Genomic DNA, 23,807 nt, shown 5'->3' on the forward strand with positions numbered 1-23,807 from the left:
TGGAGATTTACGAAATGATGGAGATTTACGAAATGATGGAGATTTACGAAATGATGGAGATTTACGAAATGATGGAGATTTACGAAATGATGGAGATTTACGAAATGATGGAGATTTACGAAATGATAAAGAGTTTTCAATAAAAGAAAAACTAAATATATGGTTTAGTTTATATAACCATTTTATCGACAATAAAGGGAGGTATGAAATGGCATCAAAAATTCCCGAATTATTGGAAAAAATAAAAAAAGTGGCAAATAATTCCGAGGAACACTTTGAAACACCGGAGGAATTTTCTTTTGGAGCGGGACAAGTAATTTATTTTTTGCTCAGTAAGAGTAAGGCGGGCGAGAGAACACATGCCTTGTTAGAGCCTTTCATTCAAAAAGTCAAAGCAGAGCAACTGCAAAATTCTATTGCGCAAACTATCAATACTTACAAGCATGAGATAAGTTTTGGGCAAGGGCGTTTTGAAAGACTCTCTGCAGAGGTGTTAGGTTTTGATATGGATGAAAATTTGAAGAAGTATCAAAGATTTTTGCTTGCGGGGTATTTCGCAACACCTATTATTTACAAGAAAGAAAATCAAAATGATAAAGGAGAGGTTTCGAATGACTAATGAAAAAGAAGAAAGCAAAAAATTTGAAAGCAGAGCTTATGGATTTGTAGCAATAAAATCAATCAATTCAAACTATAATGCTGATTTTAGCGGACAACCAAGAACATTGCCAAACGGAAAAGTTTATGCAACAGATAAAGCGCTGAAATATACTGTTAGAAATTTTTTAAAGGACATGTATTCTAATGAAACAGTGTTTTATTTTAAAAGATTAAATAAAGAAATGAAACCATTGAGCTTAGATCACGCTTATTCTAAAGTTTTTCCCGAACATAAAGATTTGAATGTGAAGGAAAAAAATAATGATACTAAATCAATCGTTACCAAAGATATTTTAAGTTGCATTGATATTAGATTATTTGGTTCTACTTTTGCAAAAAAAGCAAAGAAGGGGAATATAGCTCTTTCAATCCATGGACCTGTGCAAATAAATCATGGAGTAAATATTTGGGATGAAGGAAATATATTTTCTGAACAAATAACATCACCATTCAACTCTAACGAGGACAGCACCACTAACGAGCAAACTACAATTGGTCGTCAATCAAAGTTAGAGGAAGGCCATTATATCCATCATTTTTCCATAAATCCAAAAAATCTTGAAGATATTGTTTCTAATGGAGCAGAAGGAACTCAAACTTTAACGGAAAATGATATTGAACTTCTAAAAGAGGGGCTTAGAAAAGGAGCAACATATTATGACTCTGCTGCAAAAGCGGGAACGGAAAATGAAATTTTATTTTATCTGGAATTAAAAAAGGATTCCAGACTTGTCTTGCCAAATTTCACTGAAATGGTGAAAATTTCTGATTCAAAAGAAAACGGTAAAAGATATTTTGATTTGCAAAAAATAAAGGAGGAATTAAAAAAACATTCTGCAGAGATTGCAAAATGTGAAATCTATTATAACAATAATATTACAACTATTGATAATTTACCTGAAAGTTGCATAATCAAGGAATTATGATTTTGAAAATTTGTATGCAAAACTTTGAGAAATTTTCTCATAGATTTATATGTTTGGAGAAGGTAAAAATATGAAACAATTACTATCTTTTGTTATTAGGGCTGAAAAGGGTTTTTTAAAAAAACCGGATATAAATGATGGAATTTATCTAACATATAATATGCTTCATAAACCGGCAATTCTTGGAATCCTAGGGGCTATTATCGGTTTAGGAGGATATGAACAGAACTGTGTTTTTCCTGAATATTACAAGAAATTAAAAGATATTCTAATCGGAGTTAAACCAATTGGTGACGAAAATGGCAGTTTTCAGAAAACGATAATCACATATAACAATACGACGGGTTTTGCAAGCGGTGAAGGTGGCGGTAATTTAATAATTACAGAACAGACATTAATCAAACCATCCTATAAAATTTATATTTTGCTTGATTTAGAGAATAGTGACCAGAGACAACTGTATGAAAACATAAAAAATCAAAGAGCAGAATATTTGCCGTACCTTGGTAAAAACGATTATTCTCTTTGGTGGAATAAAGATGAAGTTGAAGAATATGAGTGTGAATCGTTTAAAAAGAAATCAAATTTTACAATATCTACAATTTTTAAAAAAAATAAGCCAATCATAAAATATGTCGTAAAAGCAATTGGAAGAAAATCTTTAAAGGAACAAAATAATTTTTATTATTTTGAGCAAATTCCGATCTCTTTTAACGAAAAGCTATTTCAATACAATATGATTGATTTTGCCTATTCCAATGCAACTTTGATTGATGCTATTGATATTGACTGTGACAATTTATTTATTTTAAAGGATAAAAATGAAGTTATATTTATTTACTGACAACAACTATGAACCTATTTGACTTTGTCTATTCTAATGAAGACCTGAAAAAACTGATTAAGAATCAAGAGTGCTATTTTGGACACATATCGCTTGATGAGCAAGATAAAGAAACCTTGATAGGGCATATATTGTTAGTCCAGGATTATTTCCTGAGATGCATCAAGATGCATCATTTAGAAAAGACAATTATTGGGTTGATAGCCGAGATATCTGATGATCAAATGATTCAAGGGCTTATATTGGAGTTATTTGTAAAATCGGTAGGGTCGCATGATTTTGGAAAAATAAACCCTGAATTTCAAAAACAAAAAATGCAAAATGCAAGGCCATGCTTTAAACATGATCTTTCTTCCGGACACTCCTTGATAAGCGGCTATATTTTTTCATTACTGTCAGAAGCAACTGCCGCTAAAAAAAATATTCCACATGAAAAAGAGTCCTTAATAGATTTTCTTATCCTTTCATTTTCATACCCTATTTTAAAACATCATTCGTCAAAATTAGATTATATTAAAACAGATATTGCATATAAAGAAAAATTATCTGACTTACGAAAGTTTGTAGAGTTTTTCGATTATTCCGAAACACCAGATTTTATTGAGGAAATACATGAATGTGTATTTAAAGAAAGTAAAAAAATTTTTGACCGTGACAACAATGAAATTAAAACTCAATTTCCTTTGTTTGCTCTTATCAAACTAAATTATTCATTATTAACAGTATCAGATTATTATGCTACTACGCATTATATGGATGGCTGGAAAGATATGGCAAATGATTTTGGTACTTTTAATGATAAGTTGAAAAAGAAAATTATAAATAATATTGAAACCACAAAATCATATAACGAAAAGACTTACAAGGAATTGGATAACTATAAATTTAACTTTCCGAAAGCAACCAATAACAAGAACTTAAATAGACTCAGGCAAAATCTTTCAGTAGAAATTATTCAGGGAATAAGGAATAATCTTAATAAGAATCTTTTTTACATTGAAGCTCCTACTGGTGGTGGAAAGACAAATCTTTCAATGGTAGCTCTTGCCGAACTGTTAAGAAATGATGTCAATGAAAGCTTGAACAATATAACTAAAGTCTTTTATGTTTTTCCTTTTACGACGCTTATTACTCAGACTTTTATGGCCTTGCAAGATACTCTCGGATTGGATAATGATGAAATTGTTCAAATTCACTCGAAAACCGGTTTTTCACAAAAGGGTAATGATGATAATTATGGAAATAATAAAGAAAATATTATCGACTATCAATTCGTAAATTATCCCGTAGCGTTGATTTCTCACATTAAATTTTTTAATATACTAAAATCCAATAAAAAAAATTCCAATTATCTATTGCATCGTCTTGCAAATTCAGTTGTTATTATTGATGAATTGCAAGCATATCCACCTAAAGAATGGGATAAAATAATTTATTTTATTAATAGTTATGCCAAATACTTTAATATCAAGTTTATATTGATGTCTGCGACTTTACCTAAAATAGACAAGTTGCTTTCTCCTGAAGCCAGAAAAGAAAATTTTGAAAAAGAAGACTTTGTTTTGTTAAACCGACCAGAATATTTTATGAATCCTAATTTTAAAAACAGAATTGAATTTGATTTCAGTATGCTTAAAAATAGTGATTTCAATAGGGAAAATAGAGAAGATTTTTTATCAAATCTTTGGAATAAAATATTAAGGGAATCCAAGGAATATAAAGATAAAAGCAAATCCGAAACAGTTCATACAATAATTGAATTTATTTATAAACAAACGGCAGACGAATTTGCCAAGCTGGTAAATAATAAAAAAGATTTTTTCGATGAAATATTTATTTTATCGGGAACTATACTCGAGCCGAGACGAAAAGAAATAATAACAAAATTAAAAAGTTCAGAATATCGCTTTAAAAATATTTTGCTTATCACAACGCAAGTTGTTGAAGCTGGAGTGAACATTGATATGGATATAGGTTTTAAAGATTTATCATTAGTAGATTCAGACGAACAACTTGCAGGGCGAATCAACAGAAATTTTAACAAATCAGAATGTAAACTTTTTATTTTTGATTTAGATGATGCTAAAGTGATTTATGCAAAGGATGACAGATATAATAAAATCCAGGATGAATTTAAGTCGGAATATTATGATATATTGAAGGAAAAAACTTTCGACAAAATTTATAATTCGATAATGGAAGACAGAAACAAAATTAATGCCGCGCCTGATTTTATAAATTTAGGAGAGTATGTACGTAAAATTGGTAAACTTGATTTTGCATCAGTGGATAAAGATTTTAAAATAATTGATGATGATTGTCGCAATGTATCAATATTTGTCCCCATAGATATTCCCATTAAAATTTCAAATAGTGAAGAAGTTAATTTCACTAAAGAGGAGTTACAATTTTTAATTGACAAAAAAAAATATTCAAAAGCAGAACCGTTTGTCATAGGTGAAAAGGTTTGGGATTTATATTGCGATATAATCCAAAACAGGGATGAGGATTTTGCAGTGCGAAGAATGCAAAAAGTAATAATGCAAGGATTAATAGCAAAGTTTTCCTTTTCGATAGGAATTTATAGTAAAAATTTTAAATTTTTGTCAACTTGGAGTTGTGAAGGAGAAAAGTATGGATTTTATAAGCTGAATGATTGTGGCAAATTTTACGATTATTATTCCGGAATTAAAACATTAGAATTTAAAGATACAAATTTTTTTTAATATTGCACATTATCTGTCGAATATTATGAAAGTTAACGGTTCTTTGATTCAGGCTTATAATATTTGTCCCCGTCAAGCATGGCTTATGTCAAGGCAGATGTCCTCAAATCAGAACAACTCTTTTCTCGAAATAGGACGGCTGATTGATCAAACTACATTTAAGCGCGAAAAGAAAAAGATATACCTTGCAGAGTTCGCTGCAGAGATTGATTTTATAACCCTTAAAAATGGAAATTTATTTGTAGCGGAAATAAAAAAATCTTCCCGCACGATGGCAAGCGGTATAAAACAGCTAAAATATTATCTCTATCTGCTGAATAAAAAAGGCATTAAGTGTAAAGGGTTAATTAAAATTCCAAAGGAAAAAATATCTATTACGGTAGAGCTCAAAGAAAATGATGAAGCGTTAATAAAAGATGAGATAGATGAAATAGTGGCCTTTTTATCATCGAATGATGACGCTCCGGTTCCTAAAAAGATTAAATTTTGCGGGAAATGCTCATATTTTGAATTTTGCTGGAGTTAGAGATAAACATAAATGGAGGTGCTTTTGTGGCTTCAGATTTTACGGATCTTGTTTTATTAATCGGCACAAACCCGTTGCCCGGTTATGTTGCTGTAAAATATTTTATGAAAAAAAATTCAAAGTTAGACAGGATTTGGATGGTTTGCTCTGCAAAATCGGGTAACCAAAGTTCAACAGTAGAATATGCTGAATCACTGAAAGATTTGTTGAAAGATAGTGAACTTAAATTTCAGGAACTGATATATGTAGATGATATAGACTCTAAAAGCTCTATTCAATCCGAATTAGGAAAAATAATTAATGAATCTGAGAGAGTTCATCTCTTTTTTTCCGGCGGAACAAAAACTATGGCGGCATATTCATATTCATATCTGAAAGATAAGAAGGAAGGAGAGTTTTCTGCATCTTATCTGTCCGCTCGCAGTTTTAAAATAAATTTTGATGATGAAATTGCAAGTAAGGATCTCAGAGATGCAGCAAAGATTACATTCGATGAATTGCTGAAACTTTATTTATTTGAAGAAAAAGAAGAAAAACCCGACAGATATGCGTCTCTTAACAGTGTTGGCATTAAATTTACAGAATTGATCGATGAGAAGAAGATAAACAATTTCTATTCAAAGAAGGGTGGTTTCCGGAGGGATATTTTTAAGATAGATGGGAATGATTTAGACAAAATATTTACAAATTTGTCGGATTCTGAGTCTGATATACGAAAGTCGGCTGTTTGCAAAACGTTTTTTCAAGCTAAGCTTAATAAATTAAAAGGTAATGAAGCAGATAATTTTGAGCGAAGGGTGGATATTTTTAAAAAGATTTTAGAATATAAACCTAACGAAGAATTTCAGGGTATCATCAACGCTTTTCCGGAAGGATTTAGGCTTCGCGAAAACGAAACATTTAATACAGACATAAAGAAAAAAGATTACGATACATGTGTTGAATATATGGATGGTTTTTGGTTTGAAAAATATATTAAAAAACTGATTCAAAATAAATTTAAAGATAACTTTGACGAAATACTGTTCAATAAAGAATTGTTCAAAAAAGATGATTATGAAAATAAATTCGAGTTGGATTTAATCTTGATGAGGGGCTATCAGCTTATCGGTATCAGCTGCACAACAGCAGAAAAAAAGGGCATATGCAAGGAAAAAGGTTTTGAGATTGTTTTAAGAACAGGGCAGATTGGCGGCAAAGAAGCAAAGGCTATTTTAATAACACGTGCCGATACTAAAACAGTGTCGGATCTTCAAAGTGAACTTATATCCAGTACCGGTACAAACAATAAAAATATTCTTGTTTTGGGCATAGACGATTGGTCTGAGAACAAATTTGTGGAAAAAATGAAAGATTATTTTCTTAATTAACGGAGGCAATATGGGTAAAACAGCAGTATTTATCGGGATGATGTCGATACAAAAATATATCTTTGCATCAAACAAGCTCAAAGAAAATATAGGAGCATCCTATATAGTGAAAGATATCTTTAAGAATCTGGAAGAATTTGCCCATAGCTATATTGGCGGAGGAAATGCGCTTATTTACTTTGATTCATTAGAGGAGGCAAAAGATGCAATGAAAGATTGGAGCCGTACCCTGTTGCAGTCAGCCCCTGGTATTATTCCCAATATCACAATAGATGATACATTTGATGATAACAATTACTCCGAATCACGAACAAAACTTATAAGAAAGGCAAAAATGCAAGAGAATAGAACAATACCGCAAACAGAACTCGGTTCATTTGGAATAACGACGGATTGTCCGAGAAGCGGATTATCTGCTGAAATATGGGGATATAAACTGCCTAAAAATGAAGAAGGTTATATTTCTTCAGCAAATTATACGAAAATTTCAGCATCAGAAAAATCTAATGCCGAGCTCCAAGAAGAGTTCGGTTCTGTTATAGGTGATTTTAAATTTACCGATGAAATGGATAAGTTGGGCGGTTCGGCGGGTGAGAATAATCATATTGCAATTGTTCATATTGATGGCAACGATCTTGGAAAAAAGTTTAAGGAAGAAGCAAATGAGGAAGGGGTAAAGGCATTTTCAACAAAATTAGAAGAGGCGGTAGAAAATGCTTTTAAACAAACATTGAAAGAATTGATCAAATTGAAAAGCGAAGACAAAATTTCATTTAAAGAAAATTACTTGCCTGTTCGTCCGATAGTCATCGGCGGAGATGATATAACATTTGTCTGCGATGCCAGGGTGGGCATGTTTCTCACTGTAGAATTCATCAAAGCCTTTGAGAATCAGGGCATCTGTAAAGAAAAAAGCATAACGGCATGCGCGGGCATTTCTATTGTAAAAACCAAATATCCCTTTTATAGGGCTTATAAGATGGCGGAAGCCCTCTGCAAAAATGCAAAGATGGTAAGAAAGGAGTCAAGGAAAGAGGAGGGCAGTTCATTCATAGATTTTCATATTTCATTTGGCGGATTGGGCGGAAGCCTTGAAGAGATTAGGGATGCTAATTATAAAAGCGCCGATGGTCAGACCCTTTATATGAGGCCATACTCAATCAATAATATGCAGAAATTGTTAGGATGCTTAACAGAGATATCTGAACTTCCCCAATCAAATATAAAAAAACTAAGAGAAGCGTTATATGACGGAGAAACTGCTACGGTCGAATTTATTAAAGAGTTGGAATATAGATATAAAAAATTACCCTTTTTTAGTCATTCCGATGAATCTATAAAAGGGTTCTCAAATGGTAAGAGCCCGTACATAGACATGATCGAACTGATTGATTTTTATCCAAAAAACACTTCTAAATCTAAAACAGGGGGAGATCAATGAATGAATATAAGATAAAAATAGATTTTAAATCAGATGTGCTTGTTGGAATAGGGGAGGGTTACGGCACAATTGTGGATTCGGATGTCGTGCTCGATGAAGTTGGGTTGCCCTACATTCCATCAAAACGAATAAAGGGTATTATGCGTGAATCGGCCGAAGAGGTCAACGAAATGCTCGAATCTTTTAATATACATATTGACATTGATAAAATATTCGGGACTGCGGGGGCGGCGGAGGGGGCGCTTCATCTCTCAAACTTTTTTTTAACGGAATATGAAGATTGCAAGGCATGGTTTAAATATCTTATCAACGATAAGAATATCATCAATAAGCAAAACATTACCGAGCAGCTCACATCATTAAGATATTCAACCGCCATTGACATGGGAACAGGATGTGCCAAGGAGCATTCTTTAAGGATAGAACGAGTGATTGAGAAGGATAATACCTTTATCGCGCATGCAGATCTCTATGAAAGTTCTGAGATTTATTTGGCTCTGATATGTCAAAACATACGCAGAATGGGTACCAAGCGGACGAGAGGCTTAGGTGAAATAGATGTTGTCCTGATGAAAAACGAAAAATCTCTTAACGATAATGCTATAAAGTTCTTAAAAAAGGGGGCGAATTGTGAAAGCGATAATGTATAAAATAAAAACTGTAAATCCGGTCATTATCAGATCTACAAGGGGTGATGCCAATATGGTGAATACCAAATCTTATATTCCAGGCAATACCGTCTTAGGCGTATTTACATCTTTATATATCGGAAAGAGAGAATTAAAGGATGCCCATAAGGACAGTATATTTTATGACTGGTTTTTAAAAGGCGATTTGACATTTACGGATGCTCACACATCAGATGATAAAAGAAGGTATTTTCCAAATCCCTATTCGATAAAAGAAGAAAAATACAAGAGACATTTAGCCTATGATCTTATGTTTGAGGGCGATTCTTTTGATAAATCCACAAGATCGGGAGAAGCATTTATTGATATCGAAGGTTCAACTATTTACGATAAACCCGTTAAGAAATCTATTTCTTTTCATCACTCTAAGGAGGATAATGCAGACAATAAAATATTCAACTATGAATCGATTAATGCTAATCAGATTTTTGAGGGTAAAATTATCGGCAGCGAAGAACAGATTTCTGTATTCAAAGAATGTTTTCCTTTGAAGATTACGGCATATATGGGTTTGTCAAAGAACTCTCAATATGGAAGGGTCGCAATTGAATTAGCAGATGTGTCTGATTACTGTCAAGAGATAAAAACCGGCACTGAATCTAATGATAAGGATGTTGTGATGACACTTTTATCCGATACGATTATATATAATGATAATGGGTTTTCTACTGCCGATACGGATAACCTTGAGAAATTACTGGGTGTGAAAATAAAAAATTCCTTTATCAGAAAAGATGTGATAGAGCAATTTGTCGGAGTGTGGAAACTTAAAAACCAAAGTGAAACTGCTTTTAAGGCAGGAAGTTGTTTTAAGTGCGATATATTGCCGGGTAATTATGAAAAACTTCAGATAGAAGGTATTGGCGAAAAAATACATGAAGGGTTTGGGAGGGTTATTTTTGGATGGCAAGTTAAACAAGATGAATACTTAAAAAAATCAGAAAAAGAAACTTCTAAAAAACCGCAGGGCAGTCCGCCTGATTTTGTAAACAAGATTGTAACTCAGATTATGCGAAACAGGATTAAAGATCAAGTTGTTTTAAAAGCCATGCAGGATAAAGACTCATTCTTCAATCTTCCGACAAAATCATTATGCGGAAAAATGCAATCTATTGCGATGAATATTAATACGTTTGATGAGAACTTTAAGAAGGTTGCAAAAAACAAGATTGCGCGAACGCAACTTGAAAAATGTAACAATAAAGGAAAAGTTGAAAATCTCTTGGATTATATTCAGGGTAAAAAGTCTATTGTTGATATAGATAGTTTCTTAAACAAGATAGATAATTTGAACGAGTTTACTAATCCCTTAAAAAACAAAGATGGCTTTTCAAATGAGATGAAAAAAGTTTACCTGAGAACATTCTTTAATTTTATGCGGAAAGGAGTAAATGAGGAAAAGGAACAAAGGGGGGAGAGTAAATAATGAGCGAAAATCATAAATTTGACAGGTATAAAATAGTATTGAATGGTATTATAAGCAATGTATCGCCGCTTCTTGTCGGCGGAGGAGGAGACGAAGAGACCGACAGTGATATTTTGCGGGATAAAAACGGCAAACCCTTTATTCCGGGGGCTTCACTTGCGGGGATTTTGCGGCATCATCTATTTAAACATTATAAAGAATTCGAGAGTAATGATGCGAACGATTCGGGATTGACCCTTCTTGAAAGCTATTTTGGTTCTGCAAATTCTGACAATGGAAATATCAGCAAGATCATATTCAGCGATTTAGTATTGGTGAATGATGCACATATCCAAATCAGAGACGGAATTAGTATCGATAATAAAACAGGAATCACATTCTCTAAGGCAAAATTTGATTATGAGGTGATAGAACCGTGCGCCGAATTTAAATTTAAAATTGAAATTGGCGGAGATAACAGGGATGAACTCTTGGGTTTTATCTCAATATTAGAAGATGATATCAGAGAAGACAAGATAACAATAGGCGCTAAAACAAACCTAGGATTCGGCAGGATTGCGTTAGAGGATAGCAGTCTCAGCTTTTATGATCTAAAAGACAAATGCGACATAATTAAATGGATTAAAAAAGAGGATAACCCCTTTGTCGGCAATTCGTTGAGGCAGTATAAATATCAATCGGACAGCTTTAGAATGGAGTTTGATTTTGTTATCAAGAATTCATTAATTATAAGACACTATTCAGATGATGCCGCCGCACCCGATTCATCTCATATTAAATCTTCAGGACATAATGTTATACCGGGAACGTCTATGAAAGGCGCAATACGAGCAAGGGCCGAGAGGATTTTGAATACACTAAAAACAGCAGACGGAAGTGAGTTGCTGTTAGATTGTATTTTCGGCAACCCTTCAAAACCAAGCAGATTAAAAATTAATGAGGTTGTTGTTGTTCAGAATGTTGTAAGCGATGTTCAGCAACGCATTAAAATTGATAGGTTTACGGGCGGAACGATAGAGGGGGCTCTTTTTGACAGTATGCCCATATTCGCTGAAGATACTAAGAATACCAATAAATTGATAATGGAGCTGTATAAGCCGATAGATACAGAGATCGGATTGCTGCTTTTAATATTAAAAGATTTATGGACAGGTGATTTGCTGATCGGGGGAGAGAAAAATATCGGAAGAGGCGTTCTTGAGGGCAAGAGGGTAAAGATTTCACACAAAGATTTTAATGTGACAATAGATGACATTAATTCTATTTCTGAATCAGACAAAACGAAACTTCAGGAGTATGTTTATGAATTTAATAGTTTTGTCACAAATGAGAACGATTCATCACAGAAGGGGGCCGTAAATGAATAGAATTGAAAATGGTTTGAAATGGACGAGTATCAAAAGCAGCACCAAAACCAAGTTGATATTGGAGGATATTAAAGAGATAAAGGGTTATATAAAAGGAGAATCCAATGTCGTTGCATATCTTGATAATGAGGTATTAATCGGCAGGTATGATGGCAATTTTAGCTTTCCGGAAGACAAACGGATAGAAAAACGATTTATCAGGAGACTGCGTATATTCAATAAAGATGAAGAATTGCATCTATGGCGTTCCAACGGCAGATTAAATGGACGATACAGGTCTGATAGCGAAGGTGAAGAAACTTATGCTATTGAGGCGAATCAGGTTATTTTTGGAACTAAGGCAGAGATTTGCAACGAATATACCATTTTAACCGAGCAAAGGGGGACAAAAATAACAATTCCTGGAAAATGGGAAACAGATAACAAAAGAATGAGGGTAGCGATTAAAACGAGACACTATATAGGTTATAAAAATGGCTATCAGGCTGCATACGTCGATGTAAGGTTTGTGAAATTTGTGCAATTGCCACTTATGGAGGGAGAACGATGATGGAGAAAGCAATTTTACTAACAAGAAAATCTAAAAAGGGCAAGCTCATTGCAGAAGTAAAGATTGGAGATAATCAACCGATGGCCATTCAGGAGGGGTTTGTTGTTGATATGGATATGAATAACGAAGCATGCGAGGTTGAAAGAGTTAGCGGATTAATTACAAGAGTTTTAATTAAAGGTAAAGAATTAGAATTAAAGGCGAGCAAGAATAAAGCTAATGTCTCCAATAAAGCTAATGTCTCCAAAGCAACTGCCCCATATAACTTTGTGCCATTAAATGAGCAAACAGTTATGCAGGATGAACCTGATTCGTTTGATAAATACTACGGAAACACGGGATATATAGGTATGGAAATTGAGACAAAAACGCCGCTATATATCAGAAGATCCGGAAAAGAAGGCGAAGCGGGGGACTCAGATTTCTACAAGCAGGCGGGCAAGTATCGCATCCCCGGAAGTTCCCTGCGGGGAATGATTCGAACGATGGTTGAAATAACAAGTTGGAGCAGGTTTGGGTATTCGATAGCCAGTGATGACGAAGGCAAGGGGATAAAATACTTTTATCGTACATTTGGGTCGAAGGTTGTGAAAAATGATTATAGTAAATGTTTTATCGGAGGGGATAAAGCAAACAATCTTTATGGCAAAGTAAAAGCGGGCTATTTTTATAAGAAGGGGCTTAACAGCTACGAAATAAGATCGGCAAGTATTATCGGTAAAAAACAAATTTTTAGGGTAGAAGATAATTTGGTTGTAGAACAGGGGTTGAATAAAAGTATTTCCATTAAAGATCCTGAAAGTCATAAATTCAAATTAAATAAGGATTATGACGAAAAGTCTGAACATGTTTATTTTAAGTATAGAGAAGAGACAGCCCATAAGCATACGGTACCCATGGAATATACTAAGGTTACGATCAGGAAATATGACGGAAATCCAAAGGCAGATGAAGAATTTGAAGGATATTTAATCTGTTCCGGATATATGCCGAACAACGAAAGAGGAAAACATCTGCATTGGGTTATTTCTCATGAAGATACAAATCCGAAAATATTGAAGATTAGCAAGGATTTGATGGATGCTTACAAAGATGATTGCGATAGAATAAAACCTGCAAAAGACGACAAGGAATCAAAGATAAAAGGAAATGCAGTCCCATGTTTTTATTTGACGGATGAGCGCGGGGATGTTAAGAGTTTTGGTTTTACAGGTTATTTTAGAATTCCTTACGAAAAGAAAGTAACGGATTTTTTACCTAAAGATACACAATGCGGTGTTGATATTGCTGAATCTATTTTCGGAGACAAAGATAGCTTTATGACGCGTGTGTTTTTTGAAGATGCCCTTTTAGCTGAAAATTCCGCTGATAAAGTAACTACAAGTTATAAAATACCTAAAATACTTTCAGGACCAAAACCGACATCATTTCAATTATATTTGGAACAAAGTACAAATGTTATAAAAAACTACAACGATCAAACTAAAATTAGGGGCAATAAACTCTATTGGCATCAAGATGGAAATAATTGGGATGAACGTGCCATAAAAGGGAATGAAACACAATATACCAAAATTAAACCGATTAATGCAGGTGCCAAATTTCAAGGCAGGATAAGATTCGAAAATCTGAGTGATGTTGAAATGGGAGCGCTCTTATTTGTGCTTGACCTGCCGGAAGGTTTGGCGCATAAAATCGGAATGGCAAAGCCGTTGGGCTTGGGATCCATTAGGATGAATGCAAAGCTGTATCTTTCCGACAGGGGTGATAGATATAAAAATCTTTTTGCCGAATGGAACGGTTTGACGGAGGAAAGCGGAAAGGTGGAGCAATTTAAGCAGAAGTTTGAAAAATATATTTTTAATAAAATCGGAGAACGTAAAGACAGTTTATGGGAGACAGGCCGTCTTAAAGAGTTGAGAAGGATGCTTGATCTTGCGCATAAGCCGAATGCCCATAATATTGGATATATGGATTTACAGCAATTTAAAGAAAGAGGTGTTTTGCCATCTCCGACGGGTGTCTGATAAATATTTAAGATTTTAACTACATTCTATAGGTTTGCCGAATGCAAGATTGAGGGCAAACGCTGTAAAAATCATTGCCAAGACTCTTTATAATTATGTCAGGTTTGACAAAATTTTCATGCTTGGAACATCCGGGTTGCTGGACCCGTTAGACAGGAATAAAATAATCAAGGTCATTAGGCTGACGAATTCCTCCGTTGAGACCTCTGCAAACTACGAGAACCATTTTTTTTACAAGGGCAAATCTTACGGACATATAATGAACCCTGCAACGGGAATGCCTGCCGAAACAGATACACTGAGCGATACCATTATAGTTAAAAACAAAGATTTCAAGTTCCCTTCGACTGTTGCCGATGCGCTTTCCTGCTCTTTTTTTATCTTGAACAAAAAGCAAATATCTAATGTTATAAATAAATTCAAAAAACCGGTCAAAGTTATACTCATAAAAAAGCTCAAGGGGCATTTAGAAATATATAATTTATCGTCTAACAGTTAAATGTTCAGAGTGAAACATAGTTTGTCCCTCCAAAACTCTAATATATTAATATGAAATACTAAAATATACTTTTGGTCGAAACGTCGGTGTGGCATTAAGAGGATACATTGGCAAATGTAGCGGTTTATTTCTTGACGAATTCATAATAATTGTGTATCATTCCATATAATCTATATAATACAATAATGTCTATCACAATACGTAAGCAAGGTATAAAAATAGTAGCGGACAACAGAAAGGCATCGTTTCTTTATGAAATTATTGAGAAATACGAAGCCGGAATTTCGCTTTACGGTCCGGAAATAAAATCGATAAAATCCGGCAAGATAAACCTCTCTGACGGATACGTAATAATAAAAGACGGCGAAGCATTTCTCCTTAATGTTCACATAAGTCCTTATGAAAAGGCAACGAGGGAAAATAAAGATCCGTTAAGAACCAGGGTTTTATTATTGCATAAAAATGAAATTTTGAGGCTTTACGGGAAGACAAAAGAAAAGAATCTTACCATAGTTCCATTAAAAGTATATTTAAAAAGAGGTAGAGCCAAGGTTGAAATTGCGCTTGTAAAAGGGAAAAAGATTTACGATAAGAGGGCGTCTATAAAAGAAAAAGAGTGTAAGAGAGAGATGGAAAGGGCGATTAAAAACAGGAGATGAAAGCGAGTAATAACAATATAACAAATGAAAAAAAGGGGGGGTAAATGTTTAAAGCGGCCGATATCGAATCTCGCAAAATTAAAGTATTTGTTTTTACGGTTTTATTACTTGCCGTTGCCTTTATTTTTGTAAATTTTATTAGCATCTCGAATGCTAACGCCGGGGTTAGGCTCAAAAAGGCGCCGAATTTCAATCTTAAAGTGCTTAACATTTTGTCGTCCGGATATACTAATTTTTCATTAGAAAAATATAAAGGGCATGTTGTAATCATTAACTTTTGGGCAACATGGTGCCCGCCGTGCAGGCATGAAACACCGATGTTGGAAAAATTTTATAAAACCGAAGCGGCTAAGGGCGTCATTGTCGTAGGAATAAACGTTAACGACAATCTCTCGGGAGTCAGGTCTTTTATTAAGCTATACGGCGTTACGTATCCGGTTGTATATGCAGATTCCGGGGTAATAGACAATTATGGAGGTATAGACGAAATACCGCAAACATTCTTCATATCTAAAAACGGTAAAATTATGTTTCACTGGGTCGGGGAAATTTTTAAGAGGGCATTATACGGGATTACGAATAAACTTTTGAACCTAAAATGAAATTTTAGTGTTTTCTTTTAAATCATGCTTTGCCGCATACATCGCCTTGTCGGCTTCGACGATAAGTTCATTTGCCGATTTACCTTTTTTATACTGGCTTATGCCTATGGAAAGCCCTATCGCTTTAAAATCTTTACTATTGTTATTTAAAATAATATTTTCTAAACATAAATCGCAGGAAGTATCGGACATTAGTAATTTCAAGCCTTTCTTTAAATTATTTTTAAAATTCGATAAAATTCTATCGGCAACTATCACGGCTCGTTTTGCCGGAGTATTGGGTAAAATTACCGTAAATTCGTCCCCGCCGTATCTATATACCGTATCGATGTTTTTCCTCACGGAATCGATAAGTGCCTTGCTTAAAAGCTTTATGGCCTCGTTGCCGGCTTTATGCCCTAAATTATCATTAAAGAATTTAAAGTTATTTATATCTATAAATAAAATGGATAAGTCGCATTCGTATCGAGAGCACCTCAGCAATTCCTTTTCTAATTCTTCATAGAACGATCTCAAGTTATAAAGCCCGGAAAGGCCGTCAATCTTAACCTCCAACGATAAGAGCATTTCGACATCGATTTCTTTCGTTATATCCCTAATCAGGTATAACATTCCCTTATTTTTACCGGTTTCATCATAGATGTCCACCCTTTCATGTTCGAAATAGTGGTCTTTTCCGCTTATTTCATGGATATGCGATACTTTATAGCCTGTCGGGAGGTCTCTAATCTTGATCGGCACCTTGCATTTTTTTAACAAATTTTCGAAATAAGAAACCGTCTCGATATGTTTGTATAAAAAATTTTCAAGATCGACCATCAGTATTATAGATGCTATATTATTGTAAAAAATTATTCTATTTGCATTATTGGTAACGATGGCCGCTTCTTCGTCAAGCGAATTGAGGAGGTCTTTTATTTCGATGTTTTGAAACAAATCTTCTTGTAAATTATTTAAATTTTCTAATACCATGCAAGATCTTGTTAATAATCAATTAAATCTCATTAAATTAATTAAGTAAAGATAAGATATAATATGAAATGATTATAATTCAGAAAACATAACATAGCAAGTTATTTAATCTTATAGTATTAATTTCAATATTGCAATAGAAATATTTTTCTATTGTTTTTTTATAGGAATTAGTGTATAAAGTTAATGTCGATAAAATTTAAGGAGTAGGTAGTATGGCGATAGACGATATGGTAACGGAGCTTAGAAAACTCGCTAAGGTTGTGGATGATGCCACAAAAAAAATCGGTGAATTAAAAGAGCCGGTTAAAGAAAGTTCCGAAAGCATTCCTATTGCTCAGGACGGAATTTCGGATATTATAAAAGAGACGGAAAAAGCCGCAAATAACATAATGAATCTATTAGACGATATAAACGAAAATTCGAGTGTTATAGATAAAAATTTACGTAATCTCATAGGCTTTAATCCGGTTAAGAAGATTAAGGAAAGCTTGCTTAATCTTAAAGATCTCAATCAAAAAAATATAAGTAAAATTTTAGACGTATTGTCTATTCTCTCTTTTCAGGATATTACCGGGCAGAAACTTTATAAAATACAAAATACTTTAAACGACGCGAAGGTCAAGCTCTTAAAGGTTCTGGTAGATTCCGAGGTAGAGGCTAAAGAGCTTCCGGTTGAGAAGAAACAAGAAATATACGGTAAATTTAACGATTTGGTTTCCAATAATCAAAAGATGGAACAGAGTGATGTTAACTCGATATTAAGCGAACTTGGATTTTAAGCGTCAAGCGTTTTCCCTTGTTTTTTTTATATCAATACATTATAATAAATAACTTATACTAAAAATTATAAAGTCCCCATCGTCTAGCTGGCCCAGGACACCGCCCTTTCACGGCGGCAACACGGGTTCGAATCCCATTGGGGACGCCATCTTTCTATAATTCTTGGATATGATTTTAAGCTTATCTAATTCCTATTTATTATATTTAATTGTCGATATATTTGAATAATTTTATTTCAGTTGACAACCTATAAAATAAAGATATAGAATAATATCGTGTCTTTATCAGAGATATTTTTTTTGATACTATGTGAATGATGTTTATTCAATAAGGTAATAATATTTTTATTATGATAACGTATGGTACTAGAGGATATAAAATACCAATTAGAGCAGTTTTGCAGTTTTGATAATATAAGATTATCTTTTGAGATCTTAGATAAGCAGGGCTTTATATATTTTACGAATGGCAAGATAACAAGCGCCGTCTTAGGGCCCGAGCGGGATATCGACGTATTTAAAGAATTGAAAGATGTCGATGCGCATGTCAATATTCAGGTAAGCATAGGGGAGCCTTCTCCGGAAAATACTCTTAACAAATCCTTTGACGAAATCTCAGGAATTCTTTACGATCAAAACGATAATAAGCTTGCCGTCGGTTTGAATAAGGAAGATTCGGTCATTGAGAATAACGATGCAGAAGATAGTCCGGCATTGGTGGCTAAAATTGCTGAGGGTCTTGCAAATATTGCAGGCGTAGAATCTATTCTTGCGGTAAGCCCCGAAGGGGAGCTTTTATACTCAAAAGGCGTTGGAGACGACGCGGAATTTGAATCCGCCGATACGATATTTCTGTATAATCAGTCTAAAGAATTAGGGGATATATTAAATTTTGAGGCTTTAAGGAGTACTATATGTGAGGCTAATAATTATAAAAAAGTAATTATTAATAATAAAAACATACTATATAGTATTAAGCTATCTTCGGGAACCCAGCCTCTTAAGGCGAGGATGGAAGCAGTTAAGCTGCTGCAAGATATATAAAATAAATAAATGCTTAGCTCTTAATATTTTAGATTTACGACCCCATGGATAATAAAGATAATAGTATAATAGATAAAATACTCAAGATTGCAGGCGTAAATGCCTGTGCGGTGTCTTCTTTGGACGGAGAAGTCTTGAGATATGAAACGAAAGACGGCGGAATACCCCCCAATTTAATAAATAGGGTTTCTTCTGAAATAAGCAAGCTATTTGCTTCCTATTCTATTTCTTCCATAGACATATCATCTCTTTACCTTAATTTCGAAGATATGAATATAATCATAAACGGGTTCGGAAGCGGTTTTATTTTTATCGTCAGCCAAAAAAATTCCAATGTAAATCTTCTTAAAATGGAGACGTCTTATTTAGAAAGCGAGTTTGTTAAAATTGTTAACCAATCTCTTGTAGGTATCACATCGAAGCCTTTTGCCGAAGGAATAGACTCGGGTGAACAAAATTTTATGCAAAAAAAAGAAGAAGATGTGTTTAATTCTTTGCTCGGGGAAAAATCCGGAGGCACGATTAGGGCTCATGAAATAATTTCTAAAATTAAATTGGATTCCGTTAAGGAAATTTTTTCTTCAAACTTGGGTCCGATATCCTCAATGCTTTTTGATGAAAAAATTAAAGAATTAAATGAGGATGTCAACGATTTTAATGTCAAAAATATCAAAGATTTGATAAATAGTCTATCGGAAGAGATAGAGGACGGAAAAGATAGACTTAATTTTGTCAAAAGTGCGAGAAATATTATAAATTCGTAAAGCCGCTTACGCCTTTTTTGTCTGCGTAAGGTAGATGTTTTCGTATTTATTGCCGGCGTGGCTCAGAGGTAGAGCAGCTGATTCGTAATCAGCAGGTCGGGAGTTCGATTCTCCCCGCCGGCTCCATTCCTTTCAAAGATTATAGTAATAAACACAAGCCTTTGCTTTCTTTCAAGAAATACCCCCACAGTGAGGTTCGGAGCAGATAACAGACCGCAGCGTATGATCGCTATCTAAAATTTCCGGCGCTACTGAAAATGAGGTCGGCAAATTGTTTTTTTAATCTGAAATCTAAGATATCGATTCATAATAATAAGTGGAAATGCTTGAACAATACATTTGCATGCAAGCATTAAGTTTCATAAAAGATCATCTTCTTTCATTATCTATCTGCAATATCAGGCATTGTTATTGGGTTATGAACTATAAAAAATAAACACTGCAGGAAAAAACAAGATTATTTGCGGCAATCAGGGCAAATTCCATAGCAATAAATGGCAGGATTTGTCGTTTCATAACCCTTGCTCTTTATCTGCTTAACAAGATCCTCTGTGTCAATATAAATATCGGATATTCTTCCGCAAACCGTACAGACATGGTGAGCATGAGGACTTTTTTTCATTTCATATATCTTTTTCTTACCAGCAATATGAATTTCTTTTATAATTTCGTTATGAAGGAATGTAGCGATAATTTTATAAATAGTGGTAAGAGAAATTGCAGGAAATTCATATTTCATACTTTTATATATCTGCTCAACAGAGGCATGTCCTGCTTTATAGGTCGTATCTATTAGCGCAATTCTTTGAGGGGTCACTTTAAATCCTTTCGATCTCAGTATATCTATAATCCAATTTTCTTTCATCATGCCGATAAGTATAATACAGATTGCTTAAAATAGCAAATAATAATTTTTTTCCTTTGATAATTTATAAATTTATGATATATTTATAACATAATAAATCAGGAGGGTATCATGGATAAAACGATTGAAAATTTGGTTAAGGCATTTGTGGGAGAATCCCAGGCAAGAAACAGGTACACGATGTACTCTAGTATTGCAAGAAAAGAGGGTTATGAGCAGATATCTGCTATTTTTACTGAAACGGCTGACAATGAGACGGAACATGCCGAGTGGTTTTTCAGAATGGCAAATGAGTTGAACAAAGCATCGACTGAAAGGTTGAATGAGATGAATGTGAAAACTGCCGCACCTTTAATTTCGGGAGATACGGCTGAAAATCTGAAAGCCGCTGTTGCAGGTGAGCATTTTGAGACTTCGGTTTTGTATCCTGAGTTTGCAGACATTGCCGAAAGCGAGGGGCATAAAGAAATGGCCGTTAGAATCAGGGCAATATCCGTTGCCGAAGCTCATCACGAAGCAAGATACAAAGAACTTCTTCAAAATGTAGAACAGAACAGTGTCTTTAAGAAGGAACAGAAGGTTTATTGGATTTGCAGAAAATGCGGTTATGTTCATGAAGGCACGAAGCCTCCGGTAGCATGCCCGTCGTGCGGTCATGCCGAAAGTTATTTTCAGGTCTTGGTTGAAAAATATTAGTATCTTATCCCTAAACGGTTTTAGTATCAAATTCTAACGCCGTTTGGGGGATGCAAATTGCTTTCGCCGGGGCAGATACAGATGATTTTTTAGCGTATTTAGTACGGAAATAATGGAATATCATGCAGCAGTGGTCCATTATTAAAAAAACATAACCGAGTACTGCCTATTTATTTACTCTATTGCCAGCCGATACCGGTCGGCAATAGAGATCTTATGACAATACATGGAAAGTCAAATGTCAAAATAGCAGGTTATGCTATTTTTTATTGAGGCTTGTTACCTCAATGAGATGATAACCGAACTGTGTTTTAACGGGTCCCGTCAGCTTACCTACCTCACCCTCAAATACGGCCTTATCGAACTCCCTTACCATTTGCCCCGGATTAAATTCACCCAAGTCGCCTCCTTGCTTGCCTGACGGGCATGCGGAATATTCTTTAGCCATTTGAGCGAAATCGCTCCCATCTTCAATCTTTTTTTTAATTTCCATGCACTTTTCTTCGCTGTCAACCAAGATATGTCTTGCTGTAGCTTTCATCAAAATACCCCCATAATAATTTTTAAATTATATGATACATGTTTGCGGTTTAAAAAACAACCCGTGTTAAAATCTGATGACAAGATATGTAAATGTGTTTATCATTGCAAAACGGCATTTTGCAACGACATGGGTACGAATGAGTAGGATTAGAATATAATCCGAATATCGTATGGGCAAGAATTAAATTGCAAGGATATCCTACTCCGCCGGCAACAAACGAAGTGGTGGTTTCCTTGTGAAATCATATTACAATATCAAAGAAATTCAGCTCAATAGCTTTTAATGGAGAGCCAAAAAGAGACTGAAAAGATTAAATGCTATGATTTTATTGCGTATAAGTGCTACAATCAAAAAATGCAGCATATAAGAAGTGGAAATACTCATCGGTAAACCCGTCAAGGCTGAAAAATATCTTGGATGGAAGGCAGAGATCACCCTTGAAGATATGATAAAAGAGATGGTGGATTAAACAATGCATGTAGGTATTTCTTCAGGCAGAGAGCCGTTTCGGAGGGATTGGAGACTATATTCGTAGACACGGCAATGTCTGTTTTGTTTATGACTTTCTGCCTATATGGACAAGTAAAGGCGAGGAATTCGGATGTCCATTATCGTTCGTGACATTCCGGTCTTTCGTGATGTAGCGGATAAATATGCATCTGCTGTTTTCCAAACTCTCTCCGACTCCATTTAAAAATTACTTAAGTGTAATAGCGTTGAACTTTCGGCATAGATTGATAATATCGCAAACAGCATCTGATTGTCCCTATTTATCCTTTTTATTTTTTTCCGTTAACAGTTGAACTGCTTTTAAATAGCTTTTTTTAAGCCTATTAAAGGATTTTGCAAGAGCGCTTATTTCATCGTTTCCCTCTACCTTGAAATCTTCGTTGGATTTTCCGACAGATACGTCTTCCGCTAATTTGGTCATATCGTGTATAGGCTTTATTATCACCTTGTTTATAAAAAATAGGGCTATTATAAGCGCAAAAAAGGGTAATACGAATATTGCCCCCATTATTATGATAGAGTTTTTCAGAGCAGCCTGATCTATATATTTAGTAGGGACTAAGATATTCAGTGCTCCGACGACCGTCCCCGTTTTCCAACCCCAACCATGAGTTCTCCCGTATCTTCTCGTTATAATTTGAGTTATAGAGGATTTATTGTTAGGATTACCGTGACAAGTCATGCATTCTTGCTTGGCTACAACCGGTTTCATAACATAAAAATAGGATATATTGTTAAACGTATGATAGCCGCTGATTGATTTTAAAGAACGATCTGCCCTGAATTTGGCTATGATCGTTTCCTGAAATTTGTTTGCCTTACTTTTTAAATTTAAGGGATTAAGGGTTGGTTCGGAGTATACGTAGTGCGGGAGAAATTTATTAATTAATTTTGCAACGCCTAAAGATACAAATGTTGCAGATTCCGCCTGTATGATAAATTTATTGGTCGATTTCATAACGGCAGGCCTCAGTTCGCCGGCGGTATAGCCCCTTACCGACTTTTCCGCAAAAAGCATTATATTGGCTTCGTGTATTAGTTCATTTTTTCTAAATCTTTGAATATAGTAGAACGCACCTATTGCGACCGTAATATTCGCAACAAAACCGACGATTAGCATGATTGCGGTAAATTTCATTTTTAATGAAAGATTTTTAAACATAAACCCCCCCGATTTTTTATTTCTTACGGATGATGGTCCGCACTAAACTTTAGTTGATTTTATATGCCCGCTTCGCATGTCTAAATATTAATCTATTTATATTTATTACAATTTAACTATAAATAGCTATTACTTGATTTAATCAAACTCATTATA

General features: G+C 34.4%; 23 protein-coding genes and 2 tRNA genes. 21 read left to right on the plus strand and 4 right to left on the minus strand.

The window, feature by feature from the left end; translation table 11 throughout:
* Positions 1-208: 208 nt before the first annotated feature.
* From ACMCNP_RS06970 to ACMCNP_RS07040, 15 genes are all read left to right on the plus strand, one after another.
* Positions 209-619: a hypothetical protein gene (locus tag ACMCNP_RS06970; protein ID WP_419315648.1), complete on the plus strand. Its 411-nt coding sequence runs from the start codon at positions 209-211 to the stop codon at positions 617-619.
* Positions 612-1,586, plus strand: coding sequence for a type I CRISPR-associated protein Cas7 (locus ACMCNP_RS06975; protein ID WP_419315649.1), 975 nt, complete (start codon positions 612-614; stop codon positions 1,584-1,586). The genes ACMCNP_RS06970 and ACMCNP_RS06975 overlap by 8 nt, the downstream gene beginning before the upstream one ends.
* 70 nt (positions 1,587-1,656) lie before the next feature.
* Positions 1,657-2,430 (plus strand): type I-B CRISPR-associated protein Cas5b, encoded by a 774-nt coding sequence (cas5b, locus tag ACMCNP_RS06980; RefSeq protein WP_419315652.1) that lies wholly within the window; start codon positions 1,657-1,659, stop codon positions 2,428-2,430.
* Between the two features lie 167 nt (positions 2,431-2,597).
* On the plus strand, positions 2,598-5,156 hold the full coding sequence (gene cas3 / locus ACMCNP_RS06985; protein WP_419315655.1) for a CRISPR-associated helicase Cas3': 2,559 nt from the start codon (positions 2,598-2,600) through the stop codon (positions 5,154-5,156).
* 25 nt (positions 5,157-5,181) lie between these two features.
* Positions 5,182-5,682: a CRISPR-associated protein Cas4 gene (gene cas4 / locus ACMCNP_RS06990; RefSeq protein WP_419315657.1), complete on the plus strand. Its 501-nt coding sequence runs from the start codon at positions 5,182-5,184 to the stop codon at positions 5,680-5,682.
* A 26-nt stretch (positions 5,683-5,708) separates the two neighbouring features.
* A complete protein-coding gene (locus ACMCNP_RS06995) occupies positions 5,709-7,052 on the plus strand; it encodes a hypothetical protein (protein ID WP_419315660.1) in 1,344 nt (447 codons plus the stop codon).
* A 10-nt stretch (positions 7,053-7,062) separates the two neighbouring features.
* Entirely contained in the window at positions 7,063-8,493 is a 1,431-nt protein-coding gene (locus ACMCNP_RS07000) for a Cas10/Cmr2 second palm domain-containing protein (RefSeq protein ID WP_419315663.1), read from the plus strand.
* Positions 8,490-9,143, plus strand: coding sequence for an RAMP superfamily CRISPR-associated protein (locus ACMCNP_RS07005; protein WP_419315666.1), 654 nt, complete (start codon positions 8,490-8,492; stop codon positions 9,141-9,143). Before ACMCNP_RS07000 ends, ACMCNP_RS07005 begins: the two co-directional genes overlap by 4 nt.
* A complete protein-coding gene (locus ACMCNP_RS07010) occupies positions 9,124-10,608 on the plus strand; it encodes a hypothetical protein (protein ID WP_419315669.1) in 1,485 nt (494 codons plus the stop codon). The genes ACMCNP_RS07005 and ACMCNP_RS07010 overlap by 20 nt, the downstream gene beginning before the upstream one ends.
* Positions 10,608-11,975 (plus strand): RAMP superfamily CRISPR-associated protein, encoded by a 1,368-nt coding sequence (locus ACMCNP_RS07015; RefSeq protein WP_419315672.1) that lies wholly within the window; start codon positions 10,608-10,610, stop codon positions 11,973-11,975. Before ACMCNP_RS07010 ends, ACMCNP_RS07015 begins: the two co-directional genes overlap by 1 nt.
* Complete coding sequence (gene csx19 / locus ACMCNP_RS07020) at positions 11,968-12,525, plus strand: type III-D CRISPR-associated protein Csx19 (RefSeq protein ID WP_419315675.1); 558 nt, start codon at positions 11,968-11,970, stop codon at positions 12,523-12,525. The genes ACMCNP_RS07015 and csx19 overlap by 8 nt, the downstream gene beginning before the upstream one ends.
* Positions 12,522-14,552: a TIGR03986 family type III CRISPR-associated RAMP protein gene (locus ACMCNP_RS07025; RefSeq protein WP_419315678.1), complete on the plus strand. Its 2,031-nt coding sequence runs from the start codon at positions 12,522-12,524 to the stop codon at positions 14,550-14,552. Before csx19 ends, ACMCNP_RS07025 begins: the two co-directional genes overlap by 4 nt.
* 34 nt (positions 14,553-14,586) lie before the next feature.
* Positions 14,587-15,051, plus strand: coding sequence for an FAD:protein FMN transferase (locus tag ACMCNP_RS07030; RefSeq protein ID WP_419315681.1), 465 nt, complete (start codon positions 14,587-14,589; stop codon positions 15,049-15,051).
* A 185-nt stretch (positions 15,052-15,236) separates the two neighbouring features.
* The gene (gene smpB / locus ACMCNP_RS07035; protein ID WP_419315684.1) at positions 15,237-15,710 is read left to right on the plus strand and encodes an SsrA-binding protein SmpB; all 474 of its coding nucleotides are present in this window, start codon (positions 15,237-15,239) and stop codon (positions 15,708-15,710) included.
* Positions 15,711-15,754: 44 nt separating this feature from the next.
* Entirely contained in the window at positions 15,755-16,312 is a 558-nt protein-coding gene (locus tag ACMCNP_RS07040) for a TlpA family protein disulfide reductase (protein ID WP_419315688.1), read from the plus strand.
* Here the strand turns inward: ACMCNP_RS07040 and ACMCNP_RS07045 are convergent.
* On the minus strand, positions 16,304-17,284 hold the full coding sequence (locus tag ACMCNP_RS07045) for a diguanylate cyclase (protein WP_419315691.1): 981 nt from the start codon (positions 17,282-17,284) through the stop codon (positions 16,304-16,306). The two genes, ACMCNP_RS07040 and ACMCNP_RS07045, sit on opposite strands and share 9 nt — an antisense overlap.
* Before the next feature lie 215 nt (positions 17,285-17,499).
* On the opposite strand from ACMCNP_RS07045, the gene ACMCNP_RS07050 reads away from it, so the two are divergent.
* From ACMCNP_RS07050 to ACMCNP_RS07070, 5 genes are all read left to right on the plus strand, one after another.
* Entirely contained in the window at positions 17,500-18,066 is a 567-nt protein-coding gene (locus ACMCNP_RS07050) for a protein phosphatase CheZ (RefSeq protein ID WP_419315694.1), read from the plus strand.
* 72 nt (positions 18,067-18,138) lie between these two features.
* Positions 18,139-18,215: transfer RNA gene (locus ACMCNP_RS07055), tRNA-Glu, on the plus strand.
* A 211-nt stretch (positions 18,216-18,426) separates the two neighbouring features.
* Positions 18,427-19,110: a hypothetical protein gene (locus ACMCNP_RS07060; RefSeq protein WP_419315697.1), complete on the plus strand. Its 684-nt coding sequence runs from the start codon at positions 18,427-18,429 to the stop codon at positions 19,108-19,110.
* Positions 19,111-19,154: 44 nt separating this feature from the next.
* Positions 19,155-19,874 carry a DUF8082 domain-containing protein gene (locus ACMCNP_RS07065; RefSeq protein WP_419315700.1) on the plus strand — a complete coding sequence of 240 codons (720 nt, stop codon included), beginning with the start codon at positions 19,155-19,157 and terminating at the stop codon, positions 19,872-19,874.
* Between the two features lie 51 nt (positions 19,875-19,925).
* Positions 19,926-20,000: transfer RNA gene (locus ACMCNP_RS07070), tRNA-Thr, on the plus strand.
* 331 nt (positions 20,001-20,331) lie between these two features.
* Here the strand turns inward: ACMCNP_RS07070 and ACMCNP_RS07075 are convergent.
* A complete protein-coding gene (locus tag ACMCNP_RS07075; protein WP_419315702.1) occupies positions 20,332-20,742 on the minus strand; it encodes a Fur family transcriptional regulator in 411 nt (136 codons plus the stop codon).
* A gap of 108 nt (positions 20,743-20,850) precedes the next feature.
* Here ACMCNP_RS07075 and rbr point away from each other — a divergent pair, with 108 nt between their 5' ends.
* Complete coding sequence (gene rbr / locus ACMCNP_RS07080) at positions 20,851-21,435, plus strand: rubrerythrin (RefSeq protein WP_419315704.1); 585 nt, start codon at positions 20,851-20,853, stop codon at positions 21,433-21,435.
* 259 nt (positions 21,436-21,694) lie between these two features.
* On the opposite strand, the gene ACMCNP_RS07085 is transcribed toward rbr, so the two are convergent.
* Together ACMCNP_RS07085 and ACMCNP_RS07090 are read right to left on the minus strand one after the other, a co-directional pair.
* Positions 21,695-21,979 (minus strand): peptidylprolyl isomerase, encoded by a 285-nt coding sequence (locus tag ACMCNP_RS07085; protein ID WP_419315707.1) that lies wholly within the window; start codon positions 21,977-21,979, stop codon positions 21,695-21,697.
* 766 nt (positions 21,980-22,745) lie between these two features.
* Complete coding sequence (locus ACMCNP_RS07090) at positions 22,746-23,651, minus strand: c-type heme family protein (RefSeq protein ID WP_419315709.1); 906 nt, start codon at positions 23,649-23,651, stop codon at positions 22,746-22,748.
* Between the last annotated feature and the right edge of the window lie 156 nt (positions 23,652-23,807).

Origin of the sequence: Candidatus Acidulodesulfobacterium sp. H_13 (assembly GCF_048541835.1) — a bacterium.
Lineage (GTDB): Bacteria > SZUA-79 > SZUA-79 > Acidulodesulfobacterales > Acidulodesulfobacteraceae > QIJE01.